The following is a 14829-nucleotide window of genomic DNA, read 5'->3' on the forward strand; positions in this document are numbered from 1 at the left end:
TATTGTTAATTAAATACTTTTCCTGAAATTAAATTGGCTTTTTTAATTGATTTAATGTTCGACAAATTTCCCCTTACTTCTCGCTAAAGAAGTTATAGAATTTACAATTGTTTGAAATAATTGTATAGGGGGAAATTTGTTTATGAAAATTTTCAAGAAAGTGTTCGTCCCTTTATTGGCATCAGTATTCCTCTGCGCAACTGTTTTACCTTCGGTGGGTAATGCTGAACAAATTACCAAATCAGAGGTAAACCTAGTTCAGACAGAAGTTATTCAGACTGATCGTGGTGAGGCGACTGTAACAACTAACTTTAATGATGACAATCATAGAATAACGACTATTGTTGAGAATGGAAAAACAACTAAAATTGAGTTTTTCCCACAAGATCAAACTTTGCTGATTGACGGAGTAAAACAGGAGAACTTTAATGTTAAAGAGAGCCGTTCTGATTTTTCGTTAAATGCTGTTCCTTCAGGTGGAACCTTTGTAGGCAAGTTTGATTACTCGTATGATTGGGTGAATGTAGGGATAGTTTTTGCAGCAGGGATAATATCAACGGTTACTAAAGCTCCTGTATCAACCATTCTTGTAATTATAGGTGCTGGAGCAAGTTTGAATACCCAATCTTATTATACGATTTATCAATATTCATATCCTAGAAAATGCGAAGCTATCCCCTACGCTAACCATACTGTGTTTTATCAAGATGCTTCACGAAACAAAGTAATTGGTACGGCTGACTCTGCGAAGTTCTTTAGTTCACAGCCATACCCTATTGGGTGCACTCCGTGAAAAAATTATTAAAACGTGATGCAAGTATTTTGCTAGGCTATGCAGTGTGTCTAGGAGTTTCTTATGCACTGGGGTATAAGTTGAATGCTATGATGGTTTATACTTTTTTGGCTGGACTTATAACAGGGGAAATAATCAATTTTGCATTGTCAAAACGAGAGAAATAAAAAATGTATATCGAAAACGAAGTAGTCGGAATGGTGCTGTGCAAGCGGGGCGGTGGCGATGGGAAGCACCATCCGACTACGCAGTTGCGCATAGGTAACTTTTAAGCTCAGATTAAAAGAAGACTCCAGAACCACCTTGAAGTGGAACTGGAGTCTTCTTTTTGTGCTTATTGGATACATAATCCTTTGCAGGCTGGTACATCCTACAAGTCATATACCTGTTCGGCTTATTCGTAGAGGGGGATAACGATGAAGAAAGTACACTTTCCCAAGCTGCCGAGATTACCGTGGAGCCGGCGGACGATTCGGGCTGCGGATCGTAAGACACAAAATACCAATGCTCTTAAAGGACTGCCTGAACCACCCTGGCTGGAACAGCCGCTGCGGAGCAGTCTGGAAAATAATTTGACTGCTTTGCGTGATATTTTCAAGGATTGCTCTGATATCGTTTATCGAGAACTAATGATTTCCCCTGAGCGCAAAGGGATGTTGGCTTATGTTGAAGGCACGGTGAAATCGGAGGATTTGCAGGATCATATCCTGCGGCCTTTCATTTTGGGCATGATGCTTAAGGACCCGGAAGTCAACGGTACATTGGACCCGCTGGATGAAACACGGATTTCTATGTCCCAGACCAAAACGATGGACCAATGGAAAATGGTATCGGCGGCAATACTGGACGGCAATGCCGCCTTGTTCGTAGACGGTACGCCTCGTGCGTATATCTTCAGTGCCAAGGGAGGCGTTCGCCGTGGCGTGGAGGAACCGCAGACCGAAGCGGTTATTCGCGGGCCGCGTGAAGGATTTACCGAGACCATCCGCGTTAATACGGCTTTGCTGCGTTTCAAGCTGAAAACCTCCAAGCTCAAGATGCACAGCATGACCATGGGAACAGAAACCCAAACAAGTGTTGTACTTACCTATATCGAGGGCATCATAGATCCGAAGCTGGTGGAGGATGTAAAAAAAAGGCTCAGCGATATCAAAATAGATGGTGTGCTGGAGACAGGATACATTGAGGAACTGATTGAGGACCACCCGTTTTCACCGTTTCCGGAAATGGAATACACGGAACGTCCGGATACGGTTACCGCGCAATTGCTGGAAGGACGTTTTGCCATTTTTGTAGATGGAACGCCCTTTGCCCTGATTGGGCCAGTCACGATGTGGCAGATGATGCAAGCGAGCGAAGACTATTACGAGCGTTTTTTCATCAGTAATGTGGTGCGCTGGATTCGGTTTCTTTTTCTCATATTAGCCCTCTATTTGCCTGCATTATATGTAGCGGTCACAACCTACCATCAGGATATGCTACCGACGACGCTCATTTTGAGCATTGCGGCGGCGCGTGAAACGATCCCTTTCCCCGCCTTGGTGGAAGCATTGATTATGGAGATTTCCTTTGAGGCGTTACGGGAAGCGGGGATTCGTCTCCCCAAAACGGTCGGCCAGGCTGTCAGTATCCTCGGCGCGCTCGTTATCGGTCAAGCCTCTGTACAGGCGGGAATTGTGTCGGCCCCCATAGTTATCGTTGTGTCCCTCACGGGGATTGCTTCGTTTACGATTCCGCGTTTTAACTTTGCCATTACGATTCGCCTGTTACGGTTCCCGATTATGCTGATGGCAGGTGTGTTTGGGCTATTTGGAATCATTATCGCGACCACGCTGATCGCTACACATTTAACCAAGCTAACGTCGTTTGGAGTGCCTTATATGAGTGGTTACAGTCCATATAACCATAACGATCAAAAGGACATTGTTGTGCGTGCACCTTGGTGGAAAATGATCAAACGTCCTTCATGGATTGGCAATGACAACAACAAACGAGAAAAAGAGAAGATGAATGGATCACCCGCAACCGAGGAGGGATGGTGATGAAGCCCAAAGGCTCCAATGCAGGGAAAATACGTAAAGCGGCAATACTGAGCTGTCTGCTGCTTTGTTCTGTTCTTTTGGGTGGATGCTGGGATCGTCGTGAAGTGAACGACGTGGCCTTTGTAATGGGTACCGGGCTGGATAAGGAAGGGGATCAATACCGTGTGACGATGCAAATTGCTCTTCCCGGACAGCTCGGATCTTCGGGAAGCACAGGAGGTGGAGGAGGTACAAGAGGGAACAAATCTTATTACCTGGAGTCCAAGATAGGCCCAAGCTTTCGGGGAGCAAGCGCCGAGGAACAGCGGGGAGTTTCACGAACGTTGAATTTCTCCCATCGCCGGGTGCTGTTGTTTGGCGAGGCATTGGCACGGGAAGGGATCAGCAAAATGATGGACGTATTGGCGCGTATTCCGCAGAACCGTCTGTCTTCTCTGGTTGTCATAACGAAGGGAGCATCCTTGGATGTGCTTCAGGCGGACGCCCCGATCGAGCAATATCCGGCGGAGATGGTGCGTGAGCTCAACTTTTCATACATGAAAAACCCCCGCTCCATCAAGCTGCTGATGAATTCAATCCTGATGGAAGGCATGGACCCGGCTGTGCCGGTGATGTCCCTGGTGAAAAATGGCCCTGCCACTATAAAAGACAAGAAGACGAATATCCAGGTGGATGGGTTGGCTGTATTTCGCAAAGACAGATTAACCGGAATGATTGATAACCATCTGAGCCGGTTTCTGCTATTGGGCATGGGACAGGCCAAGGAGACGGAAATATTCATCCCCCCTCCTAAAGGCTCTGGTTATCTGTCTGTGCACCTCATCGAGAATAATGTGCAAATCAAGCCTTATATTCGAGGAAATGATATTCGAATGACCGTTCAATTGAACTGCAACGGGAATGTAAGGGAGGATGAGACAACCTTCGATATATCTAATGGAGGAAATTTGAAGTGGCTGGAGCAGCAGGTTGCCCAAGAGATCAAGAAGGAGCTGGGTGAGGCTGTTCGGCTTATTCAGCAAAAGTACCATTCAGACGTACTTGGTTTGGGAAGGGCTATCATTATGAGTCGTCCGGATGAATGGAAACGGATTAAACCTCAATGGGAGCAACTGTACCCCAAGGTGGAGGTCGTCATAGACCCGATTGTGCATATAGAGAATATCGGTGCGGTCACCAAACCATTCGGGATCAAAAAGGAGCAAGTCCAAAATGAATAAAGTATTTCTGTTCCCCTTAGTACTCGCTATGCTGTTCATGTATCTGATTGACCGCAAAAGTCTGAATTCCGCACCTGCTGTCAATCGCTGGGTCTCACGTGTGTTGTATGTCATTAGCATTGGCATCTGGATTTACGGAACCTCGACGAAGAGCTCTGTTTATGTGGCCACATGGCTGAGCCGTTTCATTGATATGTGGCTCCCTCCTACGTTGTAACGAATGAGAATGCCTGTGGAAAAAGGAGGATTTCCTGTATGAAACAGTTCACAACCAGACAAATCGTGTTGCTTAGTGTGTTAATGGAGGTTAGTATTACCCTGGTGCATGCTCCGACGCAGGCGGCAGATTACGCGCAGCAGCATGCCTATTGGACCTGCGCAATAGCTGCTATCCTCATATGCTTTCCGATCTGGGCGATGTTGAAGCTGAAGCGGCGGTTTCCGGATCAGGATCTGCTGCAGGCCATCGTCAGCTCTCACCCCATGCTGGGGCGCATGCTGCTTGCGGTGTATCTTATTTTATTTCTGATCATTTTCGCCAGGGATTTAAGGATTATTACGGATCTGGTGGAGGTGGTCCTTTTGCCGATGACTCCGATTGTCGTCATATCTCTTATTATGCTGTTGACCTTGGTGTTTATGGCTAAAGGCGGAATCAGAACCATCGTGAGTATGACGGAATTTACCGTACCTGCGTTGATTCTGACGCTGCTGACGATGCCGCTTTTTTTCGGACACAATATAGATTTTTCAGCAATGAGGCCGTTTTTACACCCGGATATAGGTGGAGTAGTCAAAGGCAGCTGGCGGATGCTTGGCTATATGGCAGACCTCATAATATTGCCCTTTATCCTTCCTGGACGGAGCTACAATGCCCGCAGTGCGTGGCTTGGACATTTAATCGGAACCGTTTTTATGATTATAATCGTGCTGCTGGAGGAACTGGTTATTGGTGTTCCTATCTTGTCGCGGCTATTTTATCCTACGTATGAACTGGCGCGTCAGTTGCAGTTATCCGACTTTCTGGATCGGTTCGACTTGTTTGTGGGTGCACTGACCGTACCGACCTTGCTTACGAAAATCGGGGTTGATTTGTACGTCATCAGTTTGACGGTTAAGCGCATGTTTGTCCATATTTTTGGGGGGCTGATGGTTTGGCCTATGGGTTTGCTGGGTTACGTCTGCTCCTTTATGTTGTTCTCTAATATCGTCCAAATTTATGATTTCAGCCGGGAATGGACCGTGGTGATGATTGCTTTCTTTGTTGTCATGCCCTTTGTGCTTTGGCTGCTGCTCCGACCCAAGCCTGAAAAAGATAGCGAACATCATAAGCCATCTGGAGAGAAGCAGGATAGCACGGGTCAGCAAGTCAGCACGAATCAGCAAGAAAGCCAGCAGGCAAGTAGAACAGGAAAAGCTAACTTATAAGTTTACTGTATTCATCGGAAAAGTAATTTTTATTTGTCTTTCGGCCCTCTAATTGTATACTTGGTAGAAAGGAGTATGATTTTTACAAGGGAGGGAACAGGATGGCACAACGCATGGCAGGCAAGAGAGTTGCCCTTGCTGGTCCCCGTAAAGCAGACGAAATGGCATTGCTGGTTGCGAAAATGGGGGGCGAGCCAGTGCTGCGTCCGGCCCAGGGCACGGTTTTTCTGGATGATATTGAGCTGCGCAACGCGGTGGTATCGTGGGTGAAGCAGCCGCCGGACTGGAACATTTTTACGACAGGTATGGGGCTGGACGCGTTGTTTGATATGGCGGAGGATATGGGCGTGGCAGAGCAGATTATGGAACTGCTACATTCCTCGAAAATTGCGGCGCGTGGCTACAAGACGGTCAATGAACTCAAAAAGCGGGGCTTCACGCCGGATGTACGAGACGAGGATGGAAGCTTGACCGGGTTGACACGGGCTTTTGCCCCGTATGATCTGAAGGGGAAGGAAGTGCTGCTGCAGCTGCACGGTGATCCGGCCCCGCGGTTGGTGAAATGGCTGGACGAGCAGGGGGCTGTAACTCGGCAGGTGCTTCCTTATAAGCATATTCCACCCGAGGAAGCGAATTTGCAAGCATTGCTGGCAGATGTCTTGAATCGCAAAGTTGATGCAGTTACGTTTACCAGTGGCCCGCAAATCCGCTTTTTGTGTCAATATGCCAGAGCACAGAACCGTATGGACGATTTGCTGGAGGCTTTCCGCCAGGATGTTATTGCCGTGTCGGTAGGCAAAGTGACCGCACAGTCCATGCTGGAGGAAGGAATTGAACGAATCGTCTTTCCGGTAGAAGAGCGTATGGGCGCGATGATGGTCGAGCTGGGGAAATATTTTGAGCATAGCGCTTCGGCGCATGGCTTCGGTCTGGAAGTTGTGAATGGTCACTGATATGTGATCAAGCGTAAAATAAAGATAAGGGTCTACGAGGCCTTTATCTTTTTTTGTTGAACATGCAGCGTCAGTATTTTTTGTTATAGCGAAAATATTTATCTCATATAATGAATACGTTTTCGATGCATGCTACTAGGACAGGAGCTGAGCGTTTGTGAATTCTATTTGTGTATTTGCCGGGTCCAGGCCTGGACATTCATCGGTATATCTTGAGGCGGCAGGCAAGCTGGGAGAGGCTATGGCCCGACATCATGTCCGCCTGGTCTACGGAGGCTCCAGCAGGGGGCTGATGGGCGAGGTGGCAAATGGAATGCTGGCGGGCGGTGGCCAGGTCACCGGCATCATGCCAACTCTGTTATTTGATGCGGAAATTATTCATCGAGGGGTTACCGAATTTATAGAGGTTGCCAATATGCATGAACGCAAAGCGGCAATGAGCGACATGGCCGATGCGTTTATTGCCCTTCCGGGCGGTCTGGGGACCTTTGAGGAACTGTTCGAGGTGCTGTGCTGGGCGCAAATCGGCATTCATCGCAAGCCAATTGGTCTGCTGAATGTGAGCGGATATTTTGACCCGTTGGTGGAAATGGTGCGTCATAGTGTGCAGGAGGGTTTTACCGGGGCTGAGCATCCATCACTGCTGAGCATCTCTGCGGACCCGGATGAATTGATGCATATGCTAAAAAATAAGGCGGAGAACTTGAAATAAAGCGTTTTTCGTGCTTGCACAACTGATTGAGGCAAGGTTATGATAAGACCCATAATCAAATAGCGGATAGACAAGGTGCCTTTGCGACTAAGCAAAGGGTAACAGGGAATCGGGTGCAAATCCCGAGCGGTCCCGCCACTGTAAGGAAGAGGATTTTTTCAAGTTGTCACTCGCGAAAAACGGGGAAGACGAAAAGATCTATTGATGCCAAGTCAGGAGACCTACCTTGATCTGTATGCACCGATAACCTTCGCGGAGAGGATGGGTGTACGAAATCAGGAACCAGGCACAGGTTGCTTTTCCATGTTGGTTGCAGCTTTACGTGGACATGAATGTTCAGAAGCGTTTGAAGCGTAAGCGGACGGATGGAAAACAACAGCAGGATGGAGGGAGACAAAAAATGTCTGCTTGCATCTGTTTGTCTGGTGAGAAGATGCGTACATGGGAACCCCATCCGGGCAGGATGGGGGTTTTTTGAGATACAGGAGGAGGAACACGATGAGTCCATTAGGAAAATTGCTGGTGATCGGATTTGGACCGGGAGATATGGAACATATCACAAAACGGGCATTGGATGCGCTGGCCGAGAGTGAGGTCATTATCGGCTATAACACTTACGTGGATCTGATCCGTCCGTTGTTGAACGGACAAGAGATTGTACGCACAGGGATGACAGAGGAAGTGAGCCGTGCACAGGAGGCGGTTCGACAGGCAGAGATGGGCAAAAAGGTAGCCGTGATTTCCAGTGGAGACGCAGGTGTGTATGGTATGGCCGGGCTGGTGTATGAAGTGCTGATGCAAAAGGGCTGGCGCCGTGAGGACGGGGTTGAGGTAGAAGTCGTGCCGGGAATCTCGGCCATTCAATCCTGCGCTTCATTGCTGGGTGCGCCAGTTATGCATGATGCCTGCACGATCAGCCTGAGTGATCATCTGACCCCGTGGGAAACGATTGTGAAGCGTGTGGAAGCCGCAGCTTCGGCGGATTTTGTCATCGCATTATACAATCCGCGCAGTGGTCGGCGTACACGCCAAATTGTTGAAACGCAGTCCATTCTGCTGCGCTATCGTGATCCGCAGACTCCGGTTGGACTGGTTAAGAGTGCTTACCGTGAACGTCAGCAGGTGATTGTGACGACACTGGAGGATATGCTGAACCATGACATCGGGATGCTGACGACCGTAATCATCGGCAATACCTCGACGATGGTATATGACGGCCTGATTGTAACGCCGCGTGGATATCAGCGCAAGTATACGCTCGATGCGAGCGAGCAGGCGCTCAAACCGCATCAGCGGCTCCGCACGGAAGCGGAGCCGTGGTCGCTGGGCGCGCAAGAGGATCGCGCGCTGAATGCGCCGCAGGCTGGCGCAGCTCCAGCCGCGCCCGGACCTTCCGCGAGCGGTGCTGCCGCTGCGGTTGCCACGCAGGCCCGCCCGCAAGCGGTAGCTGCCGTGCAGGCCGCGCCGTCTGCGGCGCAAGCCGGGGCGGCCCCGGCATCGCTGGCAGCCGAGGCGTTGGGCCGCCTCGCTGTGGGCGGCAGGCTGCCGGGCGAAGCCAACACGCGCTGGAGCGGGCAAGCGCCCGCCGCGGGCGCCCATGGGGCGACAGCCATGGCCGGAGCTGGGGCTGCGGCCGGGACAGCGACGGGCGGCTTTGGCAAGCCGGCGCTGTTCGAGGTGGGTGTTTCCCCTGGCGTGGGAAACAAAAAGTTCACCGCTCGCCAGATGGCCCTGCTCGCGGAGATAGCAGGGGATGATGGCGAGCTGGAGTATACGCCGGATCATCAGATCGTGCTGCGCGTACCGTGCGCAGATCCTGAGGAACTGGTTGGACGGTTGCGGGATGAGCGATTAATCGTCATGCCCATTGGCGACGTATTTAAGGTGAAGGCGTGCGACTTCTGCAACATGGAGAAGGATGACGCTGTGCCTGTGGCTGAGCATCTGCAGGTTGTGCTTGGTGGATTGCAGGCACCCAAAGAAACCAGCATTGCTTTGAACGGCTGCGGTATGGCTTGCTATGGAGCGGTGCTGGAGGATATCGGCATCGTCTACCGCAAGGGCGGATACGATCTCTTCCTCGGCGGCAAAAAGTTCGGCCGCAATGCTCATGCCGCCCAGCCTGTAGCGGAAGGGATTCCGGGGGAACAGATTACAGACGTCGTCGAAAATATCATCGCTGAGTACAAGGAAAAAGGGCATCCGAACGAGCGTTTTCATAAATTTTTCAAACGTGTAGGTGTTGTTGCTGGCTTCCACCATGAAGATGCACCTGCAACGGTAGAAGTGAATGCGGTTTGTGGTGATTAGTGGACCAGAAGCCTAATGAGTCGGACACAAGCATATATATAAAATAGGGCGTCATGCAGGCTATCCCTATCATGAGGAGGAAAAAACAGCAGTGAATGCAATATTGTTGGTTGGACATGGAAGCCGGGACCCGGAGGGGAACGAGGAGCTGTTGGAATTTGCGCAGGCGGTAGCAGCTCGCGTACCGGGGACGTGTGTAGAAACCTGTTTCCTGGAGCTGGCACGCCCCAGTATTGCTGAAGGGGTACAGGCGTGTGTGGAGAAAGGGGCGACACGTGTCGTTCTTGTGCCGATTATTTTGTTCGCAGCAGTGCACGCCAAAATTGATATTCCGATGGCAATTGACCGAGCGAAAGCGAAATATCCGCAAGTGGAATTTGTATATGGACGTCCGATTGGCGTTCACGAAAAAATCGTTAGCATCCTGCTAAGCCGTTTGAAAGAAGCTCGTCCGGTTGCAGTTCCGGCGGGAATGAATAGCGCTGCAGAGGCATCCGGCGAGGCAACGGACGAAGAAACGGCGGTGCTCGTATTGGGACGCGGGAGCAGCGATCCCGATGCCAACAGCGATTTCTTCAAAATCTGCCGCATACTGTGGGAGAAGCTTTCTTATACCTGGGTCGAGAGCTGCTTTATCGGTGTGACGCAGCCTTCTTTCCCGGATGGCCTGGAACGCTGTGTACGATTGGGAGCCAAAAAAATTATCGTACTTCCATATTTTCTGTTCACGGGGGTGCTGATTAAACGCATCGGAGAAATGACCGAGGAATTTGCCGAGGCTCATCCTGAATTGCAGGTTGAAATCGGGGGGTATTTTGGTTTCCATCCGCAACTGGTCGAGCTGGTGCTGGAGCGGGCGAATGAAGGCTTGTTCGGCAAGGTTGCTGCGAATTGCGACAACTGCCAGTTCCGCTTGGAGGCGCAGGAGCATCACCACCACCATCACGATCATGACCATGATCACGGACATGATCACCATCACCACCATGATCATCATGGACATAACCACGATCATGATCATCATGGACATAACCACGATCATGATCATCATGGACATGACCATGGACACGATCACCACCATGAGGGACACTCACATGACCACGGGCACGAGCATGATCATGCTCATGCGCACAGCCATAATGACCATGATCATGAACACCACCACGATTATTCACATACGCCGTCTGTGGTGGACAGCAGCGGAATTGCTGGCAGCGGGCAGGTGAAGGGCTCATGATTTTCATGCTTTGTGGAACGAGCGATGCGCGGGAATTAGCGCTGCAAATCCGTGCTAACGGCTTCAAGGTGCTGACCTCTGTCGTAACGGAAAGTGCAGCAGCCAGCTTGTCCGAAGTGGGTCTGGACGTACGTACAGGTCGAATGACAGCCGATGAAATGGCAGCAGTGGTTCGAGAACTGGGCATGCAAGCCATCGTGGATGCCAGTCATCCTTTTGCAGAAGAAGCACATGCGAACGCCATGGCAGCCGCTCGCGAGTCTGGAGTACCTTATATTCGCTACGAGCGGGCGGGGCTGGTGTACGACAATCATCCGTTGCTTCACATTGTACCGTCCTATGAGGAAGCTGCACTGGAGGCGAAGCGGCTCAAAGGCTCCATCATGCTTACAACAGGCGGCAAGACGCTCGGTACATTCACCAGGCATTTGCTTGGAGAACCGGATATTCGTCTGGTTGCACGTATGCTGCCGCGCCTGGACAATATGGAGAAATGCAGCGAGCTCGGGCTGGAGCAAAAAAATATTATCGCCATTCAGGGACCTTTCTCCCGCGAGATGAACGAGGCCTTGTACAAGCACTTTGGCACAACTGTGATGGTGACCAAGGAAAGTGGCCGTACAGGGGCTGTAGATGAAAAGGTGCAATCTGCACTGGAACTGGGCATTCATGTCATTTTGATTTCCAGACCGGAAGTGGAATTTGGTACGGTGTTTGATTATTTTGACGGAGTGATTGACGCCCTGCGTACTGCCGAATAGAGACCTGCACTCTAAGACGTGACTCTATGATCCAATGGAGAGCTGGTCGATCCTAGTCAATCCGATAAATTCAGAGCGATTTCTGGCGTGTATTTAAAATATAGCTATCTTAAAATACGCAGTTTTTTGCAGCACCATCCGACTGCGTAGTGGAACAACAGGTAACTTTCATGTTCTAAGCTAATTTAATTTTCTAATCTTTCATAAGGAGCGGTAGAGACGATGGATTTTAAAACCGATTTTAAACCGTTAACGGTACAACCGCAGGAGATTGAGGGCAAAAGCTTCGAGATGATCACAGAAGAGCTGGGCGAGCATCCTTTTACAGCCGAGCAATATCCGGTCGTACAGCGCGTTATTCACGCATCCGCTGATTTTGAGCTGGGCCGTAGCATGGTGTTTCATCCGAAAGCGATTGAAGCCGGAATTGCAGCGATTCGTGCAGGCCAGCAGGTCGTGGCCGATGTGCAAATGATTCAAGCGGGGGTCAGCAAGGATCGTATCCGTCAGTTCGGTGGGGACGTGCATGTGTATATTTCCGACCCCGATGTGATCGAAGAAGCGAAAAGGCTGAATACGACACGTGCCATTATTTCGATGCGCAAAGCGATTCAGGCTAGCGAAGGCGGCATCTATGCGATTGGTAATGCGCCGACTGCGCTGCTGGAGCTGATTCGTTTGGTCAAGGAAGGAGCGGCCAAGCCTGGACTGGTGATCGGGATGCCCGTTGGCTTCGTGTCTGCAGCAGAGTCGAAGGATGAGCTGCGCAAGCTCGATATTCCGTTCATTACGAATATTGGGCGCAAGGGCGGCAGTACGATTGTTGTAGCGGCACTGAATGCGATCTCCTTAATGGCTGTCCGCTAGCTGCGGTTGTCCGTTTGCTGTATCATGAAATGAATTGGAACATGATCATGATCAGTAGAAGAGGTTAAGGAGGAATAGGTATGGAAAAGGAAGCGGCGTCCGCCGACAGACCCAAACGGATGAAAAGCGGTGAAGCTCCCGCGCCGGACAAGCCGATGCGGTCAGGCTTTACGACTGGAGCCTGTGCAGCTGCAGTAGCCAAAGGAGCGGTGCAAATGCTCATCACGGGCATTCCGTCGAAGGAAGCGGTGATATCGCTGCCAGCGGGCTTCGATCATGCGTTTGAGCTGATCGAGCCTGTGCTGAACGCGGACGAAGCTTCCTGTACGACGATCAAGGACGGTGGCGATGACCCGGATGCCACGCATCAGGCGCGAATTACCGCGTCCGTTAGCTGGCGCGAGGAGCCGGGCGTTGAGCTGGACGGCGGCATCGGCGTGGGGCGGGTAACGAAGCCCGGTCTGCCTGTACCCGTCGGGGAAGCAGCAATCAATCCCGTGCCGCGCCGGATGATTGCAGAGGCCGTCACAGGCGTGTTGGAGGAGCACGGATCGGCCAAAGGCGTCCGTGTCGTCATCAGCGTACCGGACGGCGAAGAAATCGCCAAGAAAACGCTGAACGGGCGGCTTGGCATTCTGGGTGGTATTTCCATATTGGGTACACGCGGTGTGGTGGTTCCGTTTTCCACATCGGCTTATAAAGCCAGTGTCGTGCAGGCCATATCGGTTGCGCAAGCGATGAACTGCCAGGAAATTGTCCTGACCACAGGCGGCAGCAGTGAAAAATATGCCATGCAAATGTACGATCAGCTGACGGAAGAAGCCTTTATTCAGATGGGCGACTTTGTCGGCTTTGCAGTCAAGCATGGCAAACGACTGGGAATGAAGAAGATTATTCTCGTCGGCATGCCCGGCAAGCTGTCCAAGGTCGCTCAAGGCGTCATGATGGTTCACTCCAAGAGTGCCCCGGTGGACTTTGGCTTTCTAGCTAAGGTCGCTCGCGAAGCAGGTGTGGACGAGTCGCTTGCAGCGGCAGTGGCAGAAGCCAATACCGCGACGCAGGTGGCTGATATGATGACCGAGGCTAATGCGCTGAGCTTTTTTGAAAAGCTGTGCATCTATGGATGTCAGCATTGTCTGGAGCATGCAGGCGGTGGAATTGTCGTAGAAATGGTACTGGTAACGCTGAAAGGAAACGTACTGGGGAGGGCGAGAGTCGGTGAGTAGAGTGATCCGTGTCATTGGCATCGGTGAAAATGGAGCGGCAGGTTTGTCGCAGGAGACGCTGGAGCGAATCGAGCGTGCGGACCTGCTGGTTGGTGGAGAGCGCCAGCTAGCCTTTTTCAAGGCAGCCACAGGGGAAAAACGAACTTTAAAGAGCGGCTTTTCCGCCGTAGTGGAAGAACTGGGACGCTTGCGTGAGGACAAGGATATTGTCGTGCTCGCGTCAGGCGATCCGCTTTTTTTTGGCATCGCAGGGTATTTATCTACCAAGCTGGGGGCCGAGCATCTGGACATTATGCCGCATCTTAGCTCGGTTCAGCTTGCGTTTGCCCGTCTGGGAGAAAGCTGGCAGGATGCAGTGCTGGAAAGCGTACACGGTCGTCCGATGACCGGACTGGCGCAGCGGATCGACGGACAGAATAAGGTCGCTTTATTGACAGATGACCGCAATCATCCCGCCGCAGTTGCCGCTTATCTGTTGCATTTTGGCATGACAGAATATGATGCCTTTGTCGGCGAGCATTTGGGCGGACCGGACGAGACGTATCGGCATTATACGCTGGAGGAAATGGCGCAGGGCGTGTTCCAACCGTTAAATGTGGTCATTTTGCGCCGTCGCAAGGACGCGGATGTACCAGCACCTCGTCGGGGCTTCGGCTTCGAGGATGCCGAATTTCATCAACGCAAGCCGGAAAAAGGGCTGATCACAAAACGCGAAGTACGCGTATTCAGCTTGTCCGAGCTGCGTCTGACCGAGCGAAGCATCGTATGGGACATTGGGGCAGGCTCCGGCTCTGTGGCTGTGGAGTGTGCACGGCTGGCCAAGTACGGGCAAGTATTTGCCATTGAGAAAAATGAAGGCGATTTGGCGAATGTGGAAGCAAACAAAATCAAATTCCGCACCGATTTTCTGGTTATTCATGCCAAAGCGCCTGCCGGACTGGACGAACTGCCGGACCCGGATGCGGTGTTTATCGGCGGGAGTGGGGGAGAACTGGCAGAGCTGATTCGGCTGTGCGCTTCCCGTCTGCGCACGGATGGAAGAATCGTGGTCAATGCCGCCACCGTTGAGACATTGCATGATGGCATGAAGGCGATGCAGGCAGCAGGGCTGGAGACTTCGGTAACACTGCTGCAGACGGCACGCAGCAAGCCCATTTTAAATATGACGCGTTTTGACGGACTGAATCCGATATACGTCATTACCGGACAGCCTTCGGCGGACGTAACTGACGAAATAGCAGAGGGTTAAAGCTGGTAAATCAAGAGGGGGAGAGAGACAG

Annotated in this window: 14 protein-coding genes and 1 riboswitch; all 14 genes read left to right on the forward strand. The window is 51.2% G+C overall.

Annotation, left to right across the window (positions count from 1 at the left end; translation table 11 throughout):
• Positions 1–142 precede the first annotated feature (142 nt).
• On the forward strand, positions 143–793 hold the full coding sequence (locus tag B4V02_RS01505; RefSeq protein WP_094153515.1) for a hypothetical protein: 651 nt from the start codon (positions 143–145) through the stop codon (positions 791–793).
• Positions 790–960, forward strand: coding sequence for a hypothetical protein (locus B4V02_RS26060; RefSeq protein ID WP_167383738.1), 171 nt, complete (start codon positions 790–792; stop codon positions 958–960). Before B4V02_RS01505 ends, B4V02_RS26060 begins: the two co-directional genes overlap by 4 nt.
• 249 nt (positions 961–1209) lie before the next feature.
• Complete coding sequence (locus B4V02_RS01510; RefSeq protein WP_094153516.1) at positions 1210–2835, forward strand: spore germination protein; 1626 nt, start codon at positions 1210–1212, stop codon at positions 2833–2835.
• The gene (locus tag B4V02_RS01515) at positions 2835–4055 is read left to right on the forward strand and encodes a Ger(x)C family spore germination protein (RefSeq protein ID WP_094153517.1); all 1221 of its coding nucleotides are present in this window, start codon (positions 2835–2837) and stop codon (positions 4053–4055) included. Before B4V02_RS01510 ends, B4V02_RS01515 begins: the two co-directional genes overlap by 1 nt.
• Positions 4048–4272 carry a hypothetical protein gene (locus tag B4V02_RS01520; protein WP_068497500.1) on the forward strand — a complete coding sequence of 75 codons (225 nt, stop codon included), beginning with the start codon at positions 4048–4050 and terminating at the stop codon, positions 4270–4272. The genes B4V02_RS01515 and B4V02_RS01520 overlap by 8 nt, the downstream gene beginning before the upstream one ends.
• Positions 4273–4310: 38 nt before the next feature.
• Positions 4311–5483: a GerAB/ArcD/ProY family transporter gene (locus B4V02_RS01525; RefSeq protein ID WP_094153518.1), complete on the forward strand. Its 1173-nt coding sequence runs from the start codon at positions 4311–4313 to the stop codon at positions 5481–5483.
• A 101-nt stretch (positions 5484–5584) separates the two neighbouring features.
• On the forward strand, positions 5585–6436 hold the full coding sequence (locus B4V02_RS01530; protein WP_094153519.1) for a uroporphyrinogen-III synthase: 852 nt from the start codon (positions 5585–5587) through the stop codon (positions 6434–6436).
• Positions 6437–6593: 157 nt separating this feature from the next.
• Positions 6594–7148 (forward strand): LOG family protein, encoded by a 555-nt coding sequence (locus B4V02_RS01535; protein ID WP_094153520.1) that lies wholly within the window; start codon positions 6594–6596, stop codon positions 7146–7148.
• A 57-nt stretch (positions 7149–7205) separates the two neighbouring features.
• Positions 7206–7391, forward strand: a riboswitch (cobalamin riboswitch).
• Positions 7392–7646: 255 nt separating this feature from the next.
• Positions 7647–9458, forward strand: coding sequence for a precorrin-3B C(17)-methyltransferase (cobJ, locus tag B4V02_RS01545; protein WP_094153522.1), 1812 nt, complete (start codon positions 7647–7649; stop codon positions 9456–9458).
• 91 nt (positions 9459–9549) lie between these two features.
• Positions 9550–10695, forward strand: a complete 1146-nt coding sequence (locus B4V02_RS01550; RefSeq protein WP_094153523.1) for a sirohydrochlorin chelatase — start codon at positions 9550–9552, stop codon at positions 10693–10695.
• Positions 10692–11456, forward strand: a complete 765-nt coding sequence (gene cobK, locus B4V02_RS01555; RefSeq protein WP_094153524.1) for a precorrin-6A reductase — start codon at positions 10692–10694, stop codon at positions 11454–11456. The genes B4V02_RS01550 and cobK overlap by 4 nt, the downstream gene beginning before the upstream one ends.
• Positions 11457–11678: 222 nt before the next feature.
• The gene (locus B4V02_RS01560) at positions 11679–12323 is read left to right on the forward strand and encodes a precorrin-8X methylmutase (protein WP_094153525.1); all 645 of its coding nucleotides are present in this window, start codon (positions 11679–11681) and stop codon (positions 12321–12323) included.
• An 80-nt stretch (positions 12324–12403) separates the two neighbouring features.
• On the forward strand, positions 12404–13549 hold the full coding sequence (locus tag B4V02_RS01565) for a cobalt-precorrin-5B (C(1))-methyltransferase (RefSeq protein ID WP_094153526.1): 1146 nt from the start codon (positions 12404–12406) through the stop codon (positions 13547–13549).
• Positions 13542–14798, forward strand: a complete 1257-nt coding sequence (gene cbiE / locus B4V02_RS01570; protein WP_094153527.1) for a precorrin-6y C5,15-methyltransferase (decarboxylating) subunit CbiE — start codon at positions 13542–13544, stop codon at positions 14796–14798. The genes B4V02_RS01565 and cbiE overlap by 8 nt, the downstream gene beginning before the upstream one ends.
• Positions 14799–14829 lie beyond the last annotated feature (31 nt).

The sequence above is a fragment of the Paenibacillus kribbensis genome (genome assembly GCF_002240415.1).
GTDB classification, from domain to species: Bacteria; Bacillota; Bacilli; order Paenibacillales; family Paenibacillaceae; genus Paenibacillus; species Paenibacillus kribbensis.